This window comes from Chitinophaga filiformis, assembly GCF_021646545.1.
Taxonomy (GTDB): Bacteria; Bacteroidota; Bacteroidia; order Chitinophagales; family Chitinophagaceae; genus Chitinophaga; species Chitinophaga filiformis_A.
In genome coordinates, this window is sequence record NZ_JAKIRP010000005.1 from 1 (window position 1) to 26,247 (window position 26,247).

Consider the following 26,247-nt stretch of genomic DNA (forward strand, 5'->3'; position numbering starts at 1 on the left):
GCAATACTTACCTTAAAACTCGCTTCATACACCGCTGGGCGGCCCATGGCTTTCTTTTTCATAATTAGTAATTTAATTTAGCTTACGCTTCTTACCAAATATGTAAAGCCAATCCTGAATTAATACAACTTTTGGTACATTCAGGTGCTTAATTTAGCAGTTCAAAATCCAGGCTTAACCTTCGGTAGAGATTCGGTCAAGTTCGTATGTTTGAAAAAGAAAACATGGCTTTGAGATGAAATGTAACTTTAATTACAAAATCTCTGAGCCATGTTTACAAAGTCACTTAAAGTTACCGATTTTACGGGACGGAATCTCTATGTAGGCTTAGATGTCCACTATAAAAGTTGGATGGTAAGCATTTATAGTGATGAATTTGAGTTAAAGACATTTAGCCAAACACCAGACCCATCAAAATTGGGTAGTTATCTTCAACAACATTATCCCAATGCAAACTTTCATTTAGCCTATGAGGCTGGTTTTTGCGGTTTTTGGATACATCGGGCATTTAAAGCCCAAGGGATAGATTGTATTGTAATTAATCCCGCAGACGTTCCCGTAGCAATAAAGATCTAAAACGTAAGTCAGATAGGGTTGATTGTCGTAAGATAGCTCGTGGACTGAAAAACAATGAATTAAAGGCTATTTTTGTTCCTGAAGAAAAACAAGAAGCAGATCGAGCCCTGATAAGAAGCAGAGATAGGACAGTAAAGGATTTAACCGTTGCCAAGAATCGAATCAAGTCTTTTTTGAAGATCTATGGCATTACCGTTCCGGAAGAGTTCACAACAGGAAAATGGACAATCCGTTTCACAAAATGGTTAAGCCAATTGTCATTTACAGAATCCAGCAGTAAACGATCGCTTCAATATTATCTTCAGCAGGCGAACTTCCTAATGACTCAACGCAAACAAATAGAACAAGAAATACAAAGTTTAGCTACAGGGCCTCTTTATGGACATAAAGTAAATCTATTAACTACTATTCCCTCCGTGGGAATGTTAACAGCAATGACTTTCCTTACAGAGATTGGAGGCATCTCACGATTCAAAAATATAGATCACTTATCTAGTTATTGCGGACTCACACCAGATTGCCGTAATAGCGGACCAGACAGAACGCATTACTGGTATGACCAAACGGGGAAATGCTATTCTTAAAACAATACTTATAGAATGTTCCTGGATGGCTATCAGGAAAGATCCAGCATTATTAGTCTATTACAAGCAACTTTTACCTAGAATGAATAGCAATAAAGCAATTGTGAAAGTTGCAAGAAAACTATTAAACCGTATTACCTATGTGATTATCGGGAAAGTAAAGTTTAACTGTTGACCAGGCACTGCTAATCTAATCATCCTCTGAGAATAATTCACGAATGTATCCGAAAAATCACCCATCAACTGCTGTCGGAGTAATATTTTTGTGTATTTTGCGTGAAATTTTCACAAGAAATGTTAATTAGATTTGCTGTTAAAAATTTATTCTCCTTTTGGGAGGAAACGGAGTTTAACTTGTTACCAGGAAGAACTAAAAGGCTCAATCATCATAAATATCAGATAAACGAAGAAATAGAAGTTCTCAAACTAACAGCTTTATATGGGGCGAATGGATCAGGAAAATCTAATTTGATTCGATCAATTTCGTTACTAAAAAGAATGCTAACGAAGTCAACTATTCCCAACTCGATTAACGCTCAAAAATTTAAGCTCTCGAAATCAGCCATTAGTGAACCTGTAGAATTGTCAATTGAGTTTTTTACAAATTCTTCAATCTACTATTACTCAGTTGCGATAAATGAGGGTATTATAATAGATGAATATTTCAGCTCTCTGGGACCGGAAAGAGAAGACATGATGATCTTTCATAGGAAATCTGATAATTCAAAGAACTCAATCAGTTTTTTCGATGAATTTGAAAGCAAAAACGAAAATAGAACGCTTAAAAAAATAATTGAGACTGATCTATTAAAACCTAATCAGCCGCTATTCTCTCTTCTCAACACCATTACTAATGATCATTTCATTGATGTAAAAACCGCTTATACTTGGCTAGATGAGGATTTAACAATCATTTACCCTGAAACGAAGGCATCGGGACTAGTTATTGAAATAGATTCGAAACCACACTTCAAGGATTTTGCAGTCGAAGTAATGGAGTCGTTCAATACAGGTATTTCTAATTTAAAGGTGGAGATTGAAGCTATCGATGATTTTTTTGGAAAGGATAATGAAAAAGAAGTTGAAGATATAAAAAGCCAATTGAAAGCCAACCCTGAAGGAAAGATCGCTGTAATGGCGAACAAGACAGCTATGGAAGACGTTGCTATTGTTACTCACAATGGTGAGGTCGTTGTCAAACGGTTATTGTTTGAGCACCTTGGACAAAAGCAGGAAAAGGTGGAATTTAAATTTGCTGAAGAGTCTGATGGGACCAGACGATTATTAGAATATTTACCGGCATTAAATGACATAGCAAACGGAACTCCGACATATATTATTGATGAAATTGAAAGAAGTATACACCCACTCATTGTTAAAGAGATAATAGATAAATTTTCTAAAGATGCTTTAACCAAAGGACAGCTTATTTTTTCAACCCATGAATCAAACCTCTTAGATCAGGAAATTTTCAGACCGGATGAAATCTGGTTTGCCGAAAAGAACGTCATAGGAGCAACTAAATTGTATTCATTAAGCGACTTCAAAGAACATAGCACAATTGACATCAGAAAGGGCTACTTAGGAGGGAGATATGGAGCAATACCCTTTTTAGGAAATTTACACGATTTAAATTGGCATAAATATCAGGATGAGACGGAGTAAAGTATATACACGACGAGAACCAGCTAAGGAAGGAAAGCTATATTATATCTTTTGTGAGGGTGAAAGCAAGGAGACTACTTACTTCCATTTTTTTAATAGAATAGTGTCTCAAATCATTGTTCAAACTATTCCAATTGAGGATGGAAAAAAAACTCGCCAATGGGACTATTTAATAATGCTTGCAGACGTTTAATTCCTTCAAAGGATAATTTAAATCCCTCTTACCCACTTAATGACGAAGATGAGGTATGGTTTATTATCGATACCGACGACTGGGGAAAGGAGATTTTGGAACTTAGAGAAAATATCGCGAAGCATCCGAACTGGTTTGTTGCACAAAGCAACCAATGTTTTGAGGTTTGGCTTTACTATCATTTTCATAAAAATAGGCCAACCGAAACTGTCAAAAATTGGAAAGAATTTTTAAACACAGTAGTTAAAGGTGGTTTTAATACAAAAAAACACCCAATTTACCTGGAAGAAGCAATAATAAACGCTGAAAACAATTACTCCATTAATGAACATGGACCAGAGATTTTTTGTACGGAGGTTTTCCATTTAGGTAAGAGGATTTTGCCATTGGTTCAGGATGACATTAATCTTTTGTTGCCATAAGTTTATAATGTTCTTTTGTATCACAAAACAAACTCCCGACATACACATATGAAACTGTTCAAAAGCAAAACTGCGCTGGAGAAAGCACAGGAGCAGCAAGCCAGGCAATACGCAGCATTCTGGAAATGATTTAGAAAACATGAATAATCCTAATGAGAACAGCCACTTACTCCGACAAAAAACTAATCATCGACATCCTGTCTGCGTCTTTCGACAGCAACATCAGCGTCAATGCTATTCTCCCGCAAGATGCCCGGCGGACTTCAAGGATCGAAGCCCTCATGGCCTATGCATTTGAGCAATGTTATGCTTCCGGAAAAATATTTATCAATCATTCCGATGATGGATGTGCACTGGTACTACACTCCTGGCAAGAGACAACGAATCTCCGTTCCATCTGGCAAAGCCTGCAGTTCGTATTTCGAGGTCCCGGCCTTACCATGCTGCCTTTCATTCTGACCAGGCAGAAGACGATCAAAGAAAAATATCCTCACAGCCGTTATGTATATCTGTGGTTTATCGGTGTTTCTCCATCACAGCAAAACCAGCATAAAGGCGCCGCATTACTGGATACCGTGATTGAGCATGCGGCCGCAGTAAAGCATCCCATCCTGCTGGAAACATCCATGCAGCGTAATGTAAACTGGTACGAAAGATCAGGGTTCGACCTGTATCATACTATCGAAGCACCACATCAGCTGTACTTCCTGAAAAAAGACGCTGTTATCTGATGATGTATATTCTCATCATTTTCCGGGGGTAAAACGCTGGTTATCGTTTCCCGGCGAGGTTGAAACCCGGTTATCGTTTCCCCGGGGTTGAAACCCCGCGCACAGCACCGGGACTCCTAACGGAGTCCATCCCCGTTTTGTTGCCCGGTTATTTGCTGTTCCGCTTATCATCCCCCGCGGTTGAAAGCCGGGTTATCGTTTTCCCGGGTGTTGCCTCCGGCGCTGCAAACAGATGCTCCTACCGAGTCATATAAATAAAAAAGGGCCCCCGGAGTAGGGAGGCCCAACATGTAACCAGGTCAACGTCTCACTATCGACCGGCCACAATAAGTTTATGACTAAATCATTTTTCTATATTTCTCATACAGTCTCGCCACTGTCTTCACGGCATCCCCCTTCGGTTGTGCAGCATATTTATCATGACTGTTCACCCACTTCCATTCAAATGCCCTTACCTGCGTCTCAAAAGCCGCTAAATCGGCCGTTTTACCGGTTTGAAGGCTCGTTGCCAGCAATTTAAAGAATTGCTCCCAACGGGGCTTATAAAAGCCTTTAATGAGACCGTTCCACTGGCGGTTGGAATACTCATGCAGCGGACTATCCTTATCACCCCACAACGTTACCAGGTCTTTCGCGTTGAACTCGTACAGGTTACGCTCCCCTTCGGTGATACCGTTGCTGCGTGCATCGCTCACCCACTTGCCTAACAGGAAGCCCTCCTGGGTACCCAGTAAAGTATCCATGTCATCCAACAATGCTAAGAACTCCTTGCTGTATTGCCGGAAAGCAGCCAGGTCTTTCTCCTGATAAGCCCTGGCAACTTTCTGCTGTAATGGGCTGGCATAATTGCCCAGTACCTGTCTTGTAAGATCTACCAGGTCGTACCTGAATCCGGCGGTAGGCTTTACCTGCGGAATAGCCTTTACGAACAAGTCCCAGGCAGGTATCAGTTTCGCCGGATCATAATTGAGCTTCGTTTTCACCCTGTCCGCCGCAATGTCCAGTGTAGGACGGGCTACTATAATAGACTCAGGCGCCCCTTCCGTTGGGCCACCGCTGTATACCGTATGATACAGTATCTGCCATGCCTGGTCTATCAGCTCATTATGCGTATTATAACGTCGTCTTGCATAGGTTTTCAGCCAATCATTCACATTCAGCGGCTGGTCGCGCCATACATTGTCCAGCATCAGGTGATATAAAGCCGGATTCTGTTCAATGCCCTCTGGCGTAAGACCTATACCTGCCATTTTACCGGAAGCAGGATTGTGTAATGCAGCAGCCGGGTTGTGTGCCACTGAATCCATTCCTCCCCACATACCGGTATTTCCCCCAAAGTTATGTAACATATTCCATATCCACGGCTTTCCGTAGTATGCGTTTGTGTTATACCATACCGGGTGACTTTCACTGTACAGGTCCAGCACGATCATATGATCGTCAGGAACCGCCTTCAGCAGTGCGCCAATCTGTGTTGGTTGCCAGTAACTTGCGTTATAGTGAAACATCCATCCCTGCATTACCCACACCGCTTTTGGGTCTGCTGATGCCATGGATGCAAAAACTTTTTTACTCATCGCATCCAGGAAGCTGGAATCATTAGTTGGCGGTACATTCTCATTAAAAGTATCCGCAGAATAAAAATGGTCTGTTCCAAAAGCCTTTGTCTGTACCTCTATGAACCGTTTACCGATCTTATCAAACATAGGACTACCTGGGTCGAGGATGTAAACATCCGGGAACCCTGCATCCCAGTTCGTTTTCTTAACGGTCTCACCAGGGAATTTATCTTTGAAAGCCGGCGGTACATGCCCGGTAAAGGCCGGTAATACAGGCGTCATGCCCATATTGCGTTCCGCTGCCAGTATCTTTTGTTGTAAAGCCTTGTGACTGTCCTTCCAGTGTTGCGGCAAAGGACCACCCCAGGCATCGATGTTACCCATCCATAACCAGGAGAAATAAGCCGGACCACTGAAGAATTTATCCAGCTCGGCATCCGTAAAGCCCATCTCCTTGTACACTTCCTGCCAGATGGCTTCTTCACCGGTAAGCGCCAATGGCATGTTGATACCATTCATCGCCATCCAGTCAATTTCCTGCTGCCATCTTTCCCAGTTCCACCAGCACATACTGTAGTTAAACGTACAGTAGTTGATATAGTAACGATATTTGTACGGCGTAGCATGATGCTCTTTCTGCGTTACCACCGGCAATTTCGCCGGCAATTGCAGGTTGCTGCCATTCCAGGTAATACTGCTGTTACAATAATTCTTCAGGTAATAGTTCAATGCAGATGCAATGCTGACGCCATTGTTACCCCGTAATACGATATGCCCCGCTTTACTCTCTATTTCAAATACATCCCTGCCACTGTCTGCAGCCAGGTATTCAAAGGTAAAAGCAGTAGCCCTGTCTTTCACGATCCTTTTCAAAAATGCTTCCGTGGCCGTCTTATTCAACTGCGCCATGGCTGGCACACTCAGACTACTCACCAATAAGGCAACAATGATCTTTTTCAATTGCATGAAGGAAAATTACTTTAAAGGAGATGGCTGCACGATGTCAGCCATCTCCGAAGATAAAATTATGAAATGCTATTTATAGTTTTCATTCTGGATCAGTACACCATTACTCCTGTCTATTTCAGACTGTGGCAGCGGGAAGTAATAATGTTTAGGACGGATAAACGTACGGGCGGGTACCAGTATATTATCGTTCTTGCCAAACTTGGGTTTGTTATAGTAGGTAGTGATATCAAGCAGACCAGCTTTGTCCCAGCGCATCAGGTCCTGGTGGCGTTCATTCTCGCCACTCAGCTCACAACGGCGCTCATGGATAACCGCAGCCATACCTGCGCCGCTTACATCTGCCAGTCCTGTTCTTTTACGCACCATGTTGATCTCTTTATCGCCAGCGCCAACGCCCTGTGTGCGGATCTTCGCTTCTGCTACCAGCAGCGCAACATCAGCTGTTCTCAACAAAGGTGTTTTCAGTGAGTAGTTCAAACCTCCGTTTGGTTTCCACCAGGAGAACTTACGGAAGTGATAACCAGTTTCCGACATAGACGCACTATAAGTGGCGATAGTTGTACCAATGTTAATCTGATCTCCGGGCGACATAATAGAGACTCCTTTACGTACATCGCCTGGTTCAAACTCGTCTACCAGGCCCTTCAGCGGCTGATGGAAGTTCCATCCGTTCCACTCACGCGGTGTATGGTAAGTGGTGAAGTCTGAATATCCCCAGGTATCGCTGGTCTGTACCGCAAACAACATTTCATCGTTGTTGCTGGTCTCAGGTGTAAAGTTAGCCAGGTAGGTAGGTGCAAGATTATAATTACCGCTGTTGATCACCTTCTCTCCATAAATGATTGCCTGGTCAAGTTTTTCCCAATACATGTACAGTTTACACAGCAGGCCCCAGGCAGTACCTTTGGACGCACGGCCCCTGTCACTGCCTTCGTAAACCGCCGGTAACAGGTCTGCGGCGGCCAACAGGTCAGTCTCGATCATAGAACGAAGACTATCCATACTTACCTTTGGTTTCACATAGTTACTTGTCAGCACGTCATCTTCACTAACCACCGGTGCTTCCCCATATATCAGCATCAGACGCCAGTAAGCAAATGCGCGCAGGAAACGGGCTTCACCAAGACAACGGTTTTTGATGGTTTCATCCATCCCTTCTATCTTCGGTATGTATATCAATGCGCTGTTTGCACGGTTGATCATTTCATATTTCCATCTCCAGCTAAATCTTACCTGCGGATTTGCGGCATCATAAGTAAGATTTTCAATAGCCACATCTTCCGAGTGGTCACCTGCACGATACTCATCATCAGAAGGGATATCGAAAGTAAATTCCGCATGTCCTGTGAAATCCTCTTCCAGCAGTATATTGTAAATACCAGTCACGCCGTTGACCGCATCAGATTGATTACGCCAGTAAGTGGCTGTTGTATAAGTGCCTTTCGGCGTTACATCCAGGATGCTGTCGCATGAAGACATGGAGACTAACAGCACCGCAGCTGCTATAAAAAGTTTATTATAAATCGTTGTTGTCATGATCCATTGGTTAAATGAAACGTTAGAAATTCATTGAAGCACCTACGGTGAAACTTCTTGCCTGTGGGTAAGTGGCTACGTCCACACCTCTCTGCTTATTACCGTCTGTATAACCCAGTTCAGGGTTCAAACCGGTATAATTAGTGATGATGAACATGTTCTGTCCTGCTACATACACACGGATGTTTGTAGATGACTTGCTACCCCATAAGCTGGAAGGAATGGTATATCCCAATGCTGCATTACGGAGTGCGAAATAATTACCCTTTTCAATAAACCTGTCTGACGTACGGTAGTTACCGTTATTATCACTTAACGTCATGCGGGATACGCTGTTGCTGGTACCTTCGCCATGCCAGCGTTCCAGTTGCTGTGCATAGTAGTTATAAGAATAGGTCGGATCCAGGCCCTGCATCTTGTCGGCGTTGTACAGTTTCACACCAGCCACACCGGTAAAGGACAGGCTCAGGTCAAATCCTTTGAAGCTTGCGCCAGCCTGTAAACCGTACTGGAGACGTGGATTAGGATCGCCCAGGTATACCCTGTCAGCTTCAGTGATAGCACCATCGTTATTTACATCCACGAAGCGTACATCACCTGGTTTAATGTTGCTCTTTCTGCCGTCTTTAGCGATGTTAGGATCGCTGTCGATCTCGGCCTGGTTCTGGTATATACCGGCTGTTTTCCAGCCATAGAAAGAAGCGATAGGCTGTCCTTCATATGTACGTGAGATCTCCTGGTTCTGACGGCCATAGCTGCTGGAACCGATATAAGTATTAGCGGAATACAATCTTGTTACCTTGTTTTTGATAACGGTAGCATTTGCCGCAATGTTGTAAGTAAATGCTTTTTTACCACCCTGGTAAGAAACTTCAAATTCCCATCCGTGGTTGTTCAGTTTACCGATATTCTCATCAGGAACAAGAGAAGTACCATGCAGGTCTGGTTTCGCAGCAGGCACCAGCATGTCTATCGTATTCTTATCGAAGTAAGAGATGGTCGCATTCAATGCATTATTCAGGAATCCAAGTTCAGCGCTGATGTTGGTCATATGCGCCTTTTCCCAGGTAATATTAGGGTTGGCTAAGCTGGAGTTCCAGATACCGGTAAACGGCTGATCACCGAAATTGTATTTACGGTTCTTGATGATAGTAGCCAGGTACTGGAATTCAGTAACGTTCTGGTTACCCAGTACACCCCATCCACCTGTCACTTTCAGGTTGTTGATGAAGCGTACATTATCCTTGAAGAAGTTCTCATCAGATATACGCCAGCCCACAGACACAGCCGGGAAATAACCCCAGCGGTTACCTTCTGCAAACCTGGAAGAACCATCCGCACGCATGGTAGCAGTCAGCAGGTATTTACCTTTATAGCTGTAGAAACCTCTCGCAAATCCTGATGCCAGGATGTTGGTAGCGTAATAGTTACCCGCAGCGTTGTACACAATGCTACCGTTGTCCAGCACCAGTACATAAGGCGATTCATCATCGAAACCATTACGCTGTGCGCTGAAGTAGTTGCCGCTGTATTTCTGGTAAGAAATACCACCGGTCAGACTAAGCTGATGTACGTTATTGAGTGTTTTATTGTAAGACAGGAATGCCTCTCCCAGATGAGTGCTGGTGCTGGTATTGCTCTGTGTTAATTCCGCATCGTCACGGGTACGTACCTGTGTTAGTGTTTTAGGCAGGAAGCTGAAGGAGTTGCTGAGTGTACCGTCAAAAGCATAGTTCAAACGCAGTTTCAGGTCGCGGATGATCTCTACTTCAGCGAAGGCATTAGCCAGTATACGATAGTTCTTCGTCCATGCATCTGTCGTTTCTGCAGTATATACCGGGTTGTTGATATCGCCCAGCTCATTGTTTGCCTGTGAAGAACCATAGTTGCCCATATCATCCTTTACGGGGATAGCAGGATTGAAACGCAGTGCGCTGAAGATCAGACCTGTCTGGGAAGAATAGGTATCGAGCGAGTTACCTTTACGGGCAGTCAGCTGCAGGTTCTCTCCTACTTTCAGGCGACTGTTAATACGGTGCTCAGAGTTGATACGGACAGTATATCTTTTGAAATAGGTATTGGTGATGAGACCTTTTTCATCGTAGTAACCCATAGAGAACAGGTAGTTGGAGTAGGCGCTACCACCTTTGATGGAAACGTCTGCATTGGTCACATGTCCTGTATTGAACAAAGCCTTCTGCCAGTCGGTACGCTGTACTGCATAATATGGGTCCTGCCAGAATGCGGGCACGCTGAGACCATCGTTGGTATAACGTTCCTGTTTCAGTTTTACCAGATCAGGAGCAGTCAGTAATGGTATATAACGGCGTACATTGGAAATACCGCGGTATATGTTGACAGAAGTATTTAATTTCTCATTATAGGATCCTTTTTTGGTGGTAATGATGATCACACCATTTGCAGCACGGGTACCATAGATAGCGGAAGAGGACGCATCCTTCAGTACTTCCATGGAGGCAATATCGTTGTTGTTGATATCACTGAGGCCGCTGAGGCTGGGAGCCGGCACACCATCGATGATAATCAGTGGTTCTGAGTTATTGATCGTACCTGTACCACGTACGCGGATGCTGGGAGTAGTACCGGGAGATCCGTCGGAACGAACGATGTCTACACCGGCCACACGACCCTGTATAGCCTGGGCCGCATCACTTACGGGCAGGTTTTTGATATCAGCGCCCTTTACGGTAGAGATAGCGCCGGTCAGGTCGCGGCGGGTCTGTACACCATAACCTACCACCACAACGTCGGTCAGACTGGTAGTAGCTGGCAGCATGGTGATGTTGTCCAGATTGCCGGCAGCGCTCATAGTCACGCTGGCATAACCAATGGTTTTAAACACCAGGGAGTCTGCATGATCAGCCCTCAGCGTAAAGTTACCATTGGCATCAGTAGCAATACCGCGGTTCTTTCCTTTTACACTTACCGTAACACCGATCAGGGGCTGGCCTTTGTCATCCCTCACCTTTCCACGTACTGTAATGGAAGTATCTGCCACTGCCATCGGCACCACGTTGGCCAGGGTAAGACCGTTACCGGGTGTGAGAAATTTGCGGGTAATAATGATCTGTGTCTTATTCTGTTCAAAGATCATGTCATTAGGCTCCAGCAACTGTTGCAGTACCCGCTCTACGGAAGTATTACTGACATTGATGCTTACAGGCGCCGCAGCTTTGATCTGCGATGAATTGTACACAAAACGGAAAGGCGTGATCTGCTGGATCCTTTCCAGGACCGTCTCCAGCTTCATTTTGCTGGCCGCGAGATTGATCTTTACCTCTCTAATATCCTGACCTTCGGTGCTCTTGGCGAACAGCGAAAGCGAAAAGGTATAGAAAAATACCAATATATAAGCCGAACATCGCATGAGGAATAATAAGTATTGGATACACGTCTTCCGTGTATACGCTGTTTTTTTCATAACTTTAATACGATTTGTTGTTATAAAATGATGAATCCAGGGTATGCAGGTTTGGCGACATGAAATACCCTGCTGTAAAACGCTCCCTGTACTTTCTGGCAGGGACGTTTTATTTATGCTACGTGCTATTGGTCATTTTTAGCATATGATGTCCTGATATTTGGTACGCTTCCTTAATTTTATGACAATCTTCCCCCGATTACTGACACCCCTTTCCTTCCAAAGTAATAGTAGTGCTGTCAGCACTAAAGGTATAGGTCGCATTGTTGATCTTACATAACAGATCTATCACACGTGAAACCGGCGATTCTTTCTCGAAGGTGGCGGTGATCATACATTGCTCCAGTGATTTGTTGGCAAAAACTATATTCACATTATACTTTCGGTTGATAGTCCTGGCAATTTCCTCAAATGACTGATCGTGAAATTCGAGTTGTCCCTTTGTCCAGGAATAGGCCACATCGGCTTTTACAGCTACGAGTACCGGTGGCTGCTGGTTTGCATATTTTACCTGTTTATTCGGCGTTAAAAAGGTAACGGTTTTCGTCTTTTTATCTTCCAGCTTTATTTTCCCCTTCGTCACGGTGATGGCAAACGGTTCTCCGGGATATGCTTTTATATTAAAGGCGGTACCCAGTACCTGTGTCACCATATTGCCCGACTGGATGATAAATGGCTTGTCCGGGTCGCTTGCTACATCAAAATAGGCCTCCCCTGTCAGGCTAAGCCGGCGTTCTCCTGTAAAAGGAAAATCTGTATAAACCAGTTTCGTAGCCGAATTGAGCCACACTTTGGTACCATCTTTCAGCACCACAAACCGGGGCTCCCTTTGCGCATTGTACACCTGACGGCCACTGAAAAATACAGACAGTAACGCGGCGGTGAGCACCAGTAAAACAGCAGCCACCATGCGGTAAGGTCTTACCTTCATAACTAAGCGCTTCCGGCGGCCCTCTCTTGCGTTCAGTTCATCGATCTTCGCCTTCATCCGCCTTTCCAGTGCATCCTCCTCTTCTCCTTCCGGCAGTTCAACCACCAGTTCTCCACCCTCAAAGGAATAATACCACTGTTCGAGTAATTCCCTTTCAGCAGCTGTCGCGGTGCCATCCAGGTATTTTGCAGTTAAGTCAGTCAGCTGCTCTTTAGTCATAATCGATAGTAAATGCAGATAAAAAAAACTTAGTGACCAGATCACAGCAAACTGTATCCAATATAATAGTGTGGAAAAAAGCAGGCTACCCTACCTCTTGATAAAAATATTTTTTCCGGAGGAAGATTCAGAACAATATTGACATAAGCATATGCTTAAACTGTACCCTTAACTGGCGGAGCGCCCGGGTCATATGCTTTTCTACAGCTTTGGTGGAAATATTGAGCTTTTCAGAGATGATCTTGTTGGCCAGGCCTTCTTCACGGCTATAGCGGAATACCAGCCGGCATTTTTCCGGCAGGCGGTCTATCTCCCGGCGGATCTCTTCTTCCAGCAGGCGGGTATCGGCAGTGCTCTGGTCTGCAGCCAGCGCATGCAGATCGTCCAGGGACCCCGTGTTCCTGACCGGCTGGGCAAAGTAGTGAAAAATGGAATATTTGGTGGCAGTAGCCAGGTAGGTATACAAATGTTTGATCTCCGTTCTTTCGCGGGAAGCCCAGAGGCTTGCAAAGATCTCCTGTACAATGTCTTCTGCAGCGCTGCTGTCTCTCAGGTGATACAAGGATAAAGCGTACAATTTACGCCAATAGCGACGGTAAATCTCGTCAAAGGCCTTCCCGTCAGAAAGCCTGACCTTGTCCATTAATTCATTGTCCTCCAATATGCTGTACGACATATGCGCCTATAAAGTGCCTTAAGGTAGCAATAATAATCTTTAAATCCAACCCTTCATTTTTTCAAAGGGCGGCGCAAAGGTGCAGTATTTTTTGGGAATACCTTCAAGGAATCAGGCCCGGACATAAAAAAAGGGGACTCTTTGTTCTTTGAGCCCCCTTTTTCTGGTTTATAATTTTAATAATTTCTTCACCTGGTACTCATCGCCAACCTGCACTCCTATCAGGTAAATGCCCTGTTGCAGGCGTTCTGCATCAAAAGATAACTGGTAAGCATCCGACCCTGCTGATTGCTTCATATCAACGATCTGACCATTGTTGAAGCTGATCACCCTTACATTGACTGCCGCCTGCTTAGTGAGGCGGATGTCTACTTTATACTGTGTGGAAGCGGGGTTTGGCGATACAATGATCTCTTTTATCAGCTTTTCCCGGTATCCGAGCAGGCTGTCGATATTACCTTGTTCATCACGCGGTAATATGGTAATGCTCTTTTGTATAGAGGCCGCACATTCTCCCAATCCTGCCAGCAAGCCAATATCATAAGTGCCCGGCTTATCGAAAATAAGCAGGCGGATGCTGCCATCTGCATTACTGCCTGCATCACGGCCGGCTATAGGCATCGTCCATTCCAGGCGCGATGGCTTCGGACGGGATACATCCATGATCACTACTGTGTCGCCCACCGCATTGTAACTGGATACGAGGAACTCTGTCGTCAGCGCTTCCAGCGATGTTTGCAGCGAGAACGCAGTTTTTGCAAAGCAACCTGTTGCATTGGTTACTGTCAGGGTGTAATTGCCGCCGTCTCCTATTGTTACCTGTTGTGTGGTGGCATTGAAACCGGCGTCTGACTGCCATAGGTATTGTTTACCCGGGTTACCGGCACTCAGATGTAATTGCTGCCCTACACACAGTACGGTATCGCGGAAGCCCAGGTCGATCTTTATGTCTTCAGGCTGGTTGATCACTGTCTGATCTGTCAGCTGACAACCATGTGCATCGCTCATCGTCACACTATAGATACCTCCTTCCAGTTTGTCTATACGGGAACCTGTGGCGCCATTAGACCATTTATAACTATATGGTATTGTTCCACCATTCATTGTTACCGCAATGCTGGCATCTGCCGAATAACTACATACCGGTTGTTTTACTTCCTTGCTGAAAGTCAGTAGTGCAGGCTGTGATATGCGTTCGGCAATATTTGCCTTACAGCCGTGCGCATCTGTTGCCAGTAAGAGGTATTCACCTGCGGGCAGATGTTCAAACACTGGGCTGGATTGTGCCGGCAGATTGTTGAGCGTATAGCTGTAAGCACTTGTTCCACCTGCTGCTGCTAGTTCAATACGGCCTTCTGAACGACCGAAGCATTGAACATTTTCCTTTGCAGCCAACGATAAAGTAAACAAGGCCGGTTGCACGAGGTCTGTTGAGAAAGATACGTTACAAGCATTGGCATCTGTCACCTTCATGGCATAGTGCCCATCAGGTAAGCCTGTAAAGGCAGGCAAAGTCTGCACGCTATTATTTAACTGATAGCTGTACGGCAGCGTTCCACCGGTAGCTACCAGCTCAATCTTACCATTAGCGTCACCATAACAACCAGGAGCCTGTTGCGTACTTACACGTGCGGCCAGGGCGTTCGGCTGACTAATAGTTACCGGCAACTGGCTGATACAAGCATTGGCGTCTCTCACATAACCGGTGTAATTACCAGCAGCTAACTGCTCAAACACGCCGGTAGACTGATAATTTACACCGTCAACAGACCATTCATAGTTACCTGTACCACCTCTTGCTGTAAGCGTCAATGCGCCATTCTTCTCACCAAAACATTTCACCAGCTTCCTGTCTGTCAGTATTGGCTCGAGCAACACGGGTTCACCGATACTGCTACTTATTACAATATGACAGCTGTAAGGAATATCGCGTACATGCACCGTATAAGCGCCTGCTTTCAGGCCTGCAAATACCGGGGATGACTGGAAAGTGATACCATCCAACGAATATTCATAATTTTTGTTGCCCCCGGTCACACCCGATACCGTGAGACTACCATTAGCGCCGTTCTTACAGGATACGGCAGCCGGCGTTACAACACCTCTGATAGTAACCGGGCCATAAGGTGATAATACCCTGGTAATGATACAACCATTAGCGTCTTTTATATACACGGTATAGTCTCCGTTCAACAACTGATCGAAAGTAGTAGAGGATGTATAATTCACATCATCCAGACTATATGCATAGGGCGTCAGGCCCCCACTGGTGGACCTTATCACAATGGAGCCCTTATCGTCACAGCTGGCCGGCGGATTGGACACCAGGTCTACCGACAATGGTGCATAAAGATCTGCTACAGGTAAAGAGAAAGACTGCTCACAACCATTCTGATCTTTTACTACCAGCGGATAATTACCTGCCGGCAGACCTGACCAGTTACTTTCAGACTGATAGCCGGCATTGTTGAAGTTGTAGGCATATGTACCTGCGCCACCTTTGGCAGCAAGGCTGATAGCGCCTGTGGCAGCACCGGCACACAGCACGTCTGTCTTTGTTGTAATGTCGATATCTATTTTGCTGAATGTATTAACTGTTTCCTGGATCGTAGTTGTACAGCCATGCGCATCTTTTACTGTGAGGTTGTAAGTACCTGCGCTCAGGTTTTCAAACAAGCCGGAAGACCGGAATGCACCACTATTCAGCGCATAAGTATATGGCGTTGTTCCACCCGTCGCTTTCACCGTAATGCTGCCATTGTTACCGCCAAAGCAACTTACTTTGCCAATGCTGGTAGCCGCTAACATCAATGCAGGAGGCTCTCCTGTCAACCATGGTTTAGACAACTGGCAGGCATTGCCATCTTTCACGGTGATGGTCCTGTTGCCAGCTGTAAGACCTGTTATGATCGGTGAAGTACCGAATACACCACCGTCAACAGAATAAGTATAAGTGTTTGTACCACCGCTGGCTGTTATTTTCAGCTGACCGGTAGCATCACCATTACATAATGCATCTGATCCCGTCATTGTGAAATCAACTGCGGACGGTTGCGATACAACTGCTGTCTCCTGTCCATGGCAACCTTTCAGGTCTTTGATGTAGATGGTATAATTTTTTGCAGGCAGATTATCAAACTGTGCTGAACTACCGAATGTGATGTTGTCGATTGCGAAAGTATATCCGCCATTACCACCTGTTACATTATTCACGCGTACACTGCCATTGGACTGTCCGAAACAACGTACATCTGTAGCCACTGCCTGCGCATCGATCTGCGTAGGTTGTGCTACGTTCACATTGATAGTGGCAGTACAGGCGTTATCATCTTTGGCAGTGATGGTATAACTACCAGCAGCTAAACCTGTAAAGGTACCGGCAGTAGCTACCAGCGGAGCCGTATTGATATAATAACGGATGGTACCTGTTCCACCGGTGGCAAATACCTTCACCTGACCGTCTGTATATCCGTAACAACTCACCGGTGTAATTACATCCTGCTGCAATATAAGCTGGGCCGGAGTATTGACTTTAATGCCCGATACGCTGTTCTCACAGCCTTTCGCATCTTTTACAGCGATGGTATATGTACCGGCAGCTACCGTGAATTTTGTAACAGATTGCCATGCACCTCCGTCGATGTTAAAAGTATAAGGAGCAGTGCCGTTCAATCCGCTAACATTAATAACCCCTGTAGGTGTGTTATAACAGGCCACATCTGTTACCGTTGTACTGACAGCTACTTTCAATGCCGGCTGACTGACTGTAACAGCTGCTGCACTAACCGTACAACCTTTGCTATCGTCTACACGCATGGTATAAGTGCCTGCTTTCACTGTAAATACATTGGATGGCTGTGGCAATGCATTGTTGATATAATAAGTGAAGGCTCCGTTACCTCCGGTAGCAGTCACTGTAATGGTTCCATTGGCCATATCGCGACATATTGCATCTGTAGTTGCAACCTTGGTGATTGCCATTGCTGGCGGAGCAGCTACCGTTGCTGGTTTACTGAGTTCCACACCATTGGCGTCTTTTACCCACACGGTATATGTACCGCCGCTCAGGAAGCTGAATACAGGCGTATTGGCACGATATGCATCATTATTCAATTTATAAGAATAAGGCGGCGCTCCTCCTGTGACTGTCACCTTAATCACACCATCAGCCACATCCGAACAGGAAGCCGCTGTAGTTGCCACGGTAAAATCAAGCGCTTGTAAAGTGATGTTCAGCGGAGTAGCGGAGACACATCCCGCGTTATCTTTCGTATAGAAGCGATAAGTACCAGCTCCGAGTCCGCTGAAAGTAGCGCCGGTCTGCCAGTTAGTACCATCTTTAGAATAAGTATAAGGAGCTCCACTACCACCTGCGGCCACCAGTGTTACACTACCATTTGCTGAACTACCGGAAGGAGCTACAATAGCGCCATTGCTCACGGTAACTGCAGGCAACATGTTCACCGTTTTACTGACGCTACAGGCATTCGCATCCGTCACTACAGCGGTATAAGACGTACCCGGTGTCAATCCGGTAAACAGGTTACCCGCCGGATTTACCACACTGCCGATACTGAACTGATAGGGTGCTTTACCCCCTGATGCGCTTAGCGTCACTGCCGGCGCGCCGTTGTAGCACGAAATGCTGGTAACAGGTATGAGCTGCGCAGCAGCGGCTATCACTATAGGACCGGGGCTTTTCCAGACGCAGGCCGAACTCTCTGTAGAACCGGCAAATTCAACTGCCGCCGCATTATACGTTCCGGGGGGCACCGCTGCATCAACATTTGCTTTATCTATCAGCACATTTGTAACGGTTACGCCATTGTCCAGTTTAATATAAAACGCCGGACTACCGGTAAACACAGCCCCTGAAGGGGTACGGATATCAGTGAAATGAATAATGCCGTTTTGTCCGAAACATTTAGGCGCTTCCGTACTGATGCCACCTGGTCTTGGCAAATCCGTCTCATAACTGAATGCAGCAGCAGCCGGCACATTCACGGTAAAGCCACCATAAGTGGCAACAGCAGTAAAGGCGAAAGTCGTTCTCACCGGATTCACTCCCCTTGCCGTCATAAATGCAGCTATCTCATCGTAGTTCACGGCCAGCGTATTTCCGGCAGTTCTGTAAAGTACCGGCGTTCCCGAAGCAGCAGATATATACCAGTCTACTGAGCTGGGGGATCCCGGCAGACTGAGTGTAAATCTTTCTGACTGACAATACAGGGCTTTGGGATTATCAGAGGTCATCACCACCGCAAATGATGTATAAGAGGCGCTAAAACTATAACTCACCCTTGGGCAATTTGTAGCTTCATTCCAATCGCTAATGCTACCTCCGCCGTTTCCATCTTCCACAAAATTCTGCGGGGTCGGGGTATGCCCGCCTAAACCGAAATCGCTGGGTTTCGTTGAGGAATAGATATTATAGCCCTCCCCATCCCAGGCCCCCTGTGCTCCCCACGTCAGCCGATATGCGGGAGTAGTATTACCTATTGTTACAGCACCGCCGATGTTGTTGTTTGCACACCCTCCCGGCATGGAAACACTTCCGCCCCAATTAATACTATAAATAGTGGTCGGTGTTGTTTGTGCGAACACAAAAAACGGTAGCAGGAACAAACCAATGAATACTATAATTACTTTATGCTTTAACATAAATAACGTACTAATAATTAACTGTTATTTCTTCTGTAAATAAGGATGCACCATCGCTCTGACGCTGCAGCTTTACTTTATAACGATATATTGTATTGACCAGCAGGTCTGTATCAATAAACTCCTGTACATTTCCATCCAGCGTTTTGAATAAACGCATCGGCCCTCCTTCTGCAGAACGATACACCCAGATGCGGGTAGTGCCTTCCGCTCTTTTCCACTTCAGCTGGATATGCTTGTTATCACGATCTATTGCAGCTTTCAGTGTCTTTTCACCTTCCAGTGACCCCATATCAAGGCGTTGCAGCGAAAGTGTTTTGGATATACTTTTCAGGCCGCTGTCATCAATGGCAGCAATGGCATAGTTATATTTCACACCTCTTCTGGCTGTAGTATCGATGTATTGGAGAATGCTGTCTGCAGTCTTAAAGGCAGCGATTTCCTGCCATGTAGTATCGGCTGCACGCATCACTTTATGCATTACGACATCTTCACTGGTGCTCGGCTGCCACTGCAGGAACACACTTTGCTGATCTGTATGCGCATCTGTAAATACAGGCGGCACAGGCGGTATTACATCAGGTCTTTTTAATTTTAATACTACAGAGAAATCAGATGGATTAAAATGTCCATCAAGTGCCACGAGCTTGTAATAGATATATTTGGTCAATGTTTTCACAGTGATCGTATCTGTAAATGCATTTGTTCTCACGGGGGCCCTCGTTACCTGTACAAACTCTTCATCTGGCCCGTTTGCCCTGAAAACACGATAGCCGTATATATCCTCTTCAGTGTTTGCTTTCCATTTCAATGATACAATACCCGAATCACTGATCAGACCCGATAAACTGTCTGGTGCCGCAGGCGGTACACTATCCAGCTGTTGGAAGAACTGTGCGAAAGACACCGTCGATCTTCCATCTGCGGTGTATGCCCTTACACGGTAATAGTTTGAACGCAAAGGCTGCTGATCTAAAAACACGCTATCCTCAGCAGACAACAACTGCGTATTGATCCTCGCATACTTCTTCTTCAAGCCAGCGGCACGTTCAATATCAAACCCTTTCAGCTTTACCGGAGAGGGAGGCATCATCCATTTGATCACCACACCTTTGAGTCCAAAGGCAATTGCAGTAATAGAAGGATGTGCATTCATTTCTTCCATCACTGTAGTATGAATGGTATCAGACGCTGCACCTACCTGGCCAAAAGGCGTAATACCGCGTACGCGATACTCTTTCGGCTCACCCGCCTTAGGCATGGTATCGATATAGAACATCCGCTGCTGCGGATCTTTATTTTCTGCTTTCTCTGTATTGACAATGGGTTCTTTTGTAACAGCCTGGAAAGTTTTTCCGTTATCGTCTGAACGTTCTAATACGAATGCGTTGTACAGGTTACCGAACAGCACTTTATCCCAGCTTAACATTACTGCTTTTGTTGTCTTTTCCGCACGCAGGTCACGGGGAGCAGGCAATGGCCGTTTATCGGCAGCGCCGGTATACACATACCCTGTATCACCTTTAATACCGGATATGAAAATGCGATAAAGGTATTTCTCATTCCTCCGGGTATCCTTATCTACAAAAGCCAGCGCAGATGCCTTTGCCACCAGCCAGGACTGATCTGCTGCAAACAACGCAAAGCTATACCGGTTTTCCTGTTCGGTAGATTTCTGATAGAGCGCCATGACATTATTGCCCGCAGCCCCCGTACCATTAATACTGAAATCTTTTCCGTACAAGGCCTGTGCTGCAATAGCCCCCCAGCGCTCGTCGGCATTGACCACCTTCTCCCACTGTGGCAATGCCAGTGGTTTTAAGGGTTGCGCTGTCAACAACTTCTCTTCCGGCTGTGGCAACATTTTGCCATCTCTTAAGATGGTATAGCGCTTCACCATATATCCCTGCGCATTTGCCTTCTGCCAATAATCAGTATTTGCCGGCGCCCAACGCAGCATGATCGAGTCTTCTGCCGGAGACGCCATGACGGCAATCTTCGCAGAAGTCTGCTGCTGCGCTGTTACCTGCATGGACAGAAAGCCCAAGCAAACAACAGCGATCCCTTTACACATCATCCTGACTGCTTTCATAAAATACTTTTCTATTTATATTCCCGAAAAAGGAACGGTGATTGTTTTTTCTGATGTTACTGTATTGATACCCGGCAACACATACCTGATCTTAAACCTGTAGTTGCCCGGTGTAATACGTCTGAATTGTTTCTCCATGATTGTCTTCATCTCTGCCGGGATAGTTACGCCACCGCTGATCATAGCATTGACCACATTTGCCTGCATGTGTACGAAGTCCCATGCGAAATAATAAGGCAGATTGTATACGAATGATGCATACCCTTGTCCTGATGCAGTACTGTTGGCACTCAGCTTCAGTCCTGTTGGATTTTGCCTCAGGTAGATCGCTTTCACAGGCGGTGCCCCCAGTATATCGGTATTTCTCCAGCCCAGTTTCAGCAGAGGCGCTACCGGGTAACCTGCATACACATAAGGATAGATGTATTCCTTATACCAGGGGTTATCATCCAGTATAGCTTCAAACTGCAGTATAGAACTGTTTCCATTTATATCTACCTCCTGGGCATCAAACAGCTCATTACTATTCACCATATACCGCAATTCGTCAATACCGTTGTCCAGCGGCCAGCTGCTTGATGTAGCCGGCAAACGGTCGATCTTCTCCGTGAATGTGCTATACAGGGAACTCCTGAACGGCAAGGTGTATATCACACGCTCTGTGAGATTGTTGACACTTCCTTCCGCCTGCTTCGTCTGTACTGTGAGACTGCCCGTACCTGCGCCCTGGCTGGTAGTAGTGGTGGTTACGTTCCTGTCTATCGACAGATCTTCCACAGTAGGCACATGCAGTAGTTGCAGTGTATACGTCTTACCATTCTTCAGATCACGCGGCATGGAGAAGCTCACTTTACCTGTAGTATAGAATAATTGGAACTCTCTCGCTGGCTCACCGTCCGCAGTAATACGGCAGATCTGTTTGAAGTCATCACTCTTCGCGAACAGGTTGTCCTGTCCTTTCTTCAGGAGAATATATCCCTTATCAGTTTCATCTTTATAATAGTTTAGCTGATTGATCACCGGATAGGTATAGGCTACGTTATCAGGGCGGATCTCCAGTGGTTCTTTGTCTGTTACGAAATCATTCTCGATGGTTTCTGCATACGGCACACCATCTACCAGGTAAGGCGTCCAGCTGCCATTGCTTTCCTGTTCGAAGCTTACGCGGGCAGTCATACGGAGTGTTTTCTCCCCAGGCAGAATGTTAGGTGTATTCAGGATCACCACGGTATTATCATCATTCCATTCCATCGTAGCAGGAATGTTGCTGGCGCCTTCTCTGATGTTAAAGTACTCCAGCCTTGCGCGGAAGCTGAGTCGCTTACCTGCATCATCTGTAATATTGAATACCTGTCCTACAGGCATGTTGAAAACGATCTGTGGAGCGGTGAATACATCTACGGCAGTGGCGCCTTTAGCTGGTGCATAGTCGCCTATCACCTGTACGCCTGCTTCTGCGAAGATGTTATTGCTGACGATCTTACATTCTTTACCCAGTGTTACCTCAAACTTACAGGTACCGCTGATCAGACCTCCCAATATCCTGAACTTACCACCTACGATACCTCTCATCCAGGTTGGATTCGGGAGTTTAGCCTGCAACACAACGGCTGCTCCCAGGTCAATGATATCGAAGTTCCCCTTCTTGAAGAACAGGTTCACCCTGATACCGATCTTACCCTGGAAGTAAGCATACACCTGACCGTTGGCAAACCATCCGTTGATACCGATCGGGCCGGAGCTACCTTCACAATGGAAGGCATCTCCATAATCTTTCAACATCACGTCAAAGCCCAAACCTGCCGCAAAACGCGCATAGAACATCAGGAAAGACATATCGCCAGTGTCGAAGTTCAGTCCTGCACCGAAGGCGAAGCCGGTTCCACTCTTGAGGGAGTTCATATCCCTCATATAGTCCATGTCCATACCACCCAGTATGTCGCTTACGTTGGCCGGTGGCGGCGGACTACCAGGCAGGTCTTTACCTACCATGAAGTAAGAGCTGGCACGCGCCAGACTTAGTATGCTGATGCTGATCGGCTGATCTGGCGTACCTACAAACATATGCCAGCCATCGGGCCCCGTGTAGATCTCGCCTTCACCTGCCAATCCGCGGGGACCAGAACCCTGTATAATACCCGCTACATTGATAAACGCCTTCAGGTTAGCAAAGAAGATGCTGTTCTCAAAGTCAATATCTACCATCAATCCTACAGATATCACGCCTTCCGGCACTACCTGGTTAGGATCGTATTTATCAGACTGTCCGTCGTTGGATTCGAGCTGTTTTGCGTACATGGCTTTCATCATGTCTGTACCCTTCAGCATCGGGATGCTGAGCACATTACATTGTCCGCGGAAAGTGATACGGTTCACACCACCACCTTTGTTGAAAGAGATCTCAAACGCTACCAGACCGTTGATCGCTTTTTCACTTCCTGCAATAAACTTGATAGAGGCCTTCACTCCTATACCAGCATTCACATCCGGCTTATAACGTATGCCGGTAGAAGTAGCGCCCAGTTCATATTTAGCAGCATCGTCCGTCAATGCGATCGGCTTCACTCCATAGTAAAGACCTCCCCCGAAACCTTTCACGGCAATAGCCGGCGGTATAATGAGGAAGGCAGTCGGGAAATCGACCATAATGTCTGCATACCAGTACTTATGGTCCTGCACAGCACCAAACAGGGCGGTTGCATCCAGCTTAAGGGCGCCGCCACACATGTTGATACTGGCGCCGATATTACCTTTGAAACCATCACCATAGATCTCATTGCCATCGAAGAAATCAAGGCTTCCTTTTAATGCAAAAGCACCCTGGTTGATGTCTATCGCAATACGGCTCACCTTTACATTGCTGAAGCGGTAATGTTGCCTTCCATCATCCCCCTGGTCTACTTTACCAAGGATGGCAAGAGACGCATCTGCTGCAAAACCATTTTTTGCATCTTTTGCATTCATCAGGTTCACTGCTACGTTAAATGCCAGCCCTCGCTTCTCTCCATCTCTCACAAAAGCGATCTTACTGATAGACATGCCAAATCCGCCCATCTTCGGCAGGTTTAAGCTGCCTGATAAAGCGAACGTACCGCTATGAATGTAGGGCGCCTGTGTGGAAATCACCAGCTGCTCAAATTTGAGATCGGGTACTGTGAGTTTGGTACCTTTGCTCTGGTCACCGGAAGAAGAAGCTTTCCCCAGGATGGACAAGGTACCTGTGAGGCTTGCCATTGCCTGGAACTTACCATCTTTCACCGCTACTTCCAGGTAGGAAGAAGGTAATAATGTTACATCAGCAGTAAATATGGGAAACTCAACATTCTTAGCAGGCTTGATATTAAACACATATTCCTCACCCGGATGGAAGACCGCGCTATAATCAAAACGGGTAGTGTCTCCTGTAATGGGCACATTGACGCCACCAGCAAGCGAGCCTGCAGTCAGCTGGTTGGCGACGAAATTCAGTTTCACTTCATCCACAGAGAATGACCATCCACCGAGATCGCCATCTTTCAGGGGGATTAAATTTTTAGCAGACACCTCTCCACTAAAACCTTTTTCATCTATGAGTGCATTTCTTACTGCGAGTGTTTTCGGCTTGTTGCTGGTCCTGTCTTTTATTTCACGGGGCAGTTCAACTGTGAAACTGCGCAGATAGAAACCACGCCATAAAGATTTGTCATCAGCAGTATATTCCGCAGGGAACACCATTCCGCTGCTGTTATTATCATCGCTCAGATCGATCACTGCATCCTGTACGGTGAAGGTGACGCTCTTCACACCTCTCACCTGAAAAGGATCAATTGCAACAGCAGCAAGGATGTCATTCAGATTTGAGGCAGTGACCTCGAATTTACCTTTTACCCTGTCTGTCAGGTTTTGTGAACCATCGCTGTTCACTTTCACGAGTTTCCGGCTCAGGTCTACTTCTGCACTCAGCCCTATTTTCTTAAACCCGTTACAGTCAAACTCCACATAGGTCTTACCGGGTATAAAAGTAATAGCAGTACTATCTCCGAAAAGATATAAAGGCACCTGGTTCACCAGCTCCATACGGGCAGTACCTACAAGTCCGCCGGCACTGCTCAGCGGCACGCCTCTGGCAGCAAACATCAGTTCTTTGTCTGTACCGGGAAGTGTGACCACCATGAAAGTGGTGATCTCTGCGTGATTGGAAAGGAAACGTATACTGTCTACGATTACAGGCGGATTACCATTATTGGTACCACCGATACCTAATGGCAGCTGGAAGCCACCCGAGGTATCTTTCAGTTTGTCGTAGAGATTGGTGCCGTTAATACCCTCTGTTACCCTGCGCTCCTGGATGATCTTCCAGCAGTCATGGATATGCTGCTCCAGCGGCGTGCGCTGCTGGGCAAATCCAGTGAGTGTGCAGAAGCACGCGATGATGTATAGGTATAGGTGTTTGATCATAGTATAGGGCCGGGTTATAAACCGGATTAAATCATATTATCTTAAATCGTTGCTACTACTGTTCATTCCCATATCACGTTCTGCTCTTCGTTGTCTTCAATCACAGCAGAAGAGATATCCGTATTTTTGAAAGTAGTATTACTTATTTTGTTATCTGTGAAAAGCGCCGCATTAAAGTTGCAATTCTCAAATGTGCAATTCTCCAGGGTGGCATCCATGAAATCTGTGCTTGAAAAATCACAGTTAACAAATCTGCAATTTTTAAGATGTACGCGAAAGAGTTCTGACTTTCTAAAGATGCAATCTATTACGCTACAATCCACCAATGTTGCATCAGAAAAGTGTGATCCATAAAAATCGACATTATGGAAGCTGCATTGGCTGAATGAAGCATCTATAGCTTGTAAACTGTACAATATAATGTCTTGTACTTCGATCTGTTCTATAGCTAATTCATTCAGTGTCCCAATATTATCCTTCCTAACCTTCCCGGTTACATTTAAACTATGGTCCTGCAACCGCGCATACAACTCTTCTTTAGTTATACTTTTCAT

At 45.7% G+C, this 26,247-nt stretch carries 15 protein-coding genes; 6 read left to right on the forward strand and 9 right to left on the reverse strand.

What is annotated here, in order from left to right:
• Nucleotides 1-270: 270 nt before the first annotated feature.
• From L3C95_RS14635 to L3C95_RS14650, 6 genes are all read left to right on the forward strand, one after another.
• Nucleotides 271-576: a hypothetical protein gene (locus L3C95_RS14635; RefSeq protein WP_236388709.1), complete on the forward strand. Its 306-nt coding sequence runs from the start codon at nucleotides 271-273 to the stop codon at nucleotides 574-576.
• A 32-nt stretch (nucleotides 577-608) separates the two neighbouring features.
• Complete coding sequence (locus L3C95_RS35235; RefSeq protein ID WP_410683261.1) at nucleotides 609-1,160, forward strand: transposase; 552 nt, start codon at nucleotides 609-611, stop codon at nucleotides 1,158-1,160.
• Nucleotides 1,123-1,335, forward strand: a complete 213-nt coding sequence (locus tag L3C95_RS35240) for a hypothetical protein (RefSeq protein WP_410683263.1) — start codon at nucleotides 1,123-1,125, stop codon at nucleotides 1,333-1,335. The genes L3C95_RS35235 and L3C95_RS35240 overlap by 38 nt, the downstream gene beginning before the upstream one ends.
• A 119-nt stretch (nucleotides 1,336-1,454) precedes the next feature.
• Nucleotides 1,455-2,825, forward strand: a complete 1,371-nt coding sequence (locus tag L3C95_RS14640; protein WP_236388710.1) for an AAA family ATPase — start codon at nucleotides 1,455-1,457, stop codon at nucleotides 2,823-2,825.
• Nucleotides 2,826-2,984: 159 nt separating this feature from the next.
• A complete protein-coding gene (locus tag L3C95_RS14645) occupies nucleotides 2,985-3,440 on the forward strand; it encodes an RloB family protein (protein ID WP_236388711.1) in 456 nt (151 codons plus the stop codon).
• 152 nt (nucleotides 3,441-3,592) lie between these two features.
• Nucleotides 3,593-4,171 (forward strand): GNAT family N-acetyltransferase, encoded by a 579-nt coding sequence (locus tag L3C95_RS14650; RefSeq protein ID WP_236388713.1) that lies wholly within the window; start codon nucleotides 3,593-3,595, stop codon nucleotides 4,169-4,171.
• Between the two features lie 338 nt (nucleotides 4,172-4,509).
• Here the strand turns inward: L3C95_RS14650 and L3C95_RS14655 are convergent, their stop codons facing one another.
• From L3C95_RS14655 to L3C95_RS14695, 9 genes are all read right to left on the reverse strand, one after another.
• Entirely contained in the window at nucleotides 4,510-6,696 is a 2,187-nt protein-coding gene (locus L3C95_RS14655) for an alpha-N-acetylglucosaminidase (RefSeq protein WP_236388714.1), read from the reverse strand.
• Nucleotides 6,697-6,765: 69 nt separating this feature from the next.
• A complete protein-coding gene (locus L3C95_RS14660) occupies nucleotides 6,766-8,235 on the reverse strand; it encodes a RagB/SusD family nutrient uptake outer membrane protein (RefSeq protein ID WP_236388715.1) in 1,470 nt (489 codons plus the stop codon).
• A 22-nt stretch (nucleotides 8,236-8,257) separates the two neighbouring features.
• Nucleotides 8,258-11,677, reverse strand: a complete 3,420-nt coding sequence (locus tag L3C95_RS14665; RefSeq protein WP_236388716.1) for a TonB-dependent receptor — start codon at nucleotides 11,675-11,677, stop codon at nucleotides 8,258-8,260.
• A 199-nt stretch (nucleotides 11,678-11,876) separates the two neighbouring features.
• Entirely contained in the window at nucleotides 11,877-12,827 is a 951-nt protein-coding gene (locus L3C95_RS14670; protein WP_236388717.1) for a FecR family protein, read from the reverse strand.
• A 127-nt stretch (nucleotides 12,828-12,954) separates the two neighbouring features.
• Nucleotides 12,955-13,503 carry a sigma-70 family RNA polymerase sigma factor gene (locus L3C95_RS14675; protein WP_236388719.1) on the reverse strand — a complete coding sequence of 183 codons (549 nt, stop codon included), beginning with the start codon at nucleotides 13,501-13,503 and terminating at the stop codon, nucleotides 12,955-12,957.
• 168 nt (nucleotides 13,504-13,671) lie between these two features.
• Complete coding sequence (locus L3C95_RS14680) at nucleotides 13,672-19,164, reverse strand: T9SS type A sorting domain-containing protein (protein ID WP_236388721.1); 5,493 nt, start codon at nucleotides 19,162-19,164, stop codon at nucleotides 13,672-13,674.
• A 10-nt stretch (nucleotides 19,165-19,174) separates the two neighbouring features.
• Complete coding sequence (locus L3C95_RS14685; RefSeq protein WP_236388722.1) at nucleotides 19,175-21,256, reverse strand: hypothetical protein; 2,082 nt, start codon at nucleotides 21,254-21,256, stop codon at nucleotides 19,175-19,177.
• A gap of 15 nt (nucleotides 21,257-21,271) precedes the next feature.
• Nucleotides 21,272-25,693 carry a hypothetical protein gene (locus L3C95_RS14690; protein WP_236388723.1) on the reverse strand — a complete coding sequence of 1,474 codons (4,422 nt, stop codon included), beginning with the start codon at nucleotides 25,691-25,693 and terminating at the stop codon, nucleotides 21,272-21,274.
• A gap of 62 nt (nucleotides 25,694-25,755) precedes the next feature.
• Nucleotides 25,756-26,247: a pentapeptide repeat-containing protein gene (locus L3C95_RS14695; RefSeq protein WP_236388724.1), complete on the reverse strand. Its 492-nt coding sequence runs from the start codon at nucleotides 26,245-26,247 to the stop codon at nucleotides 25,756-25,758.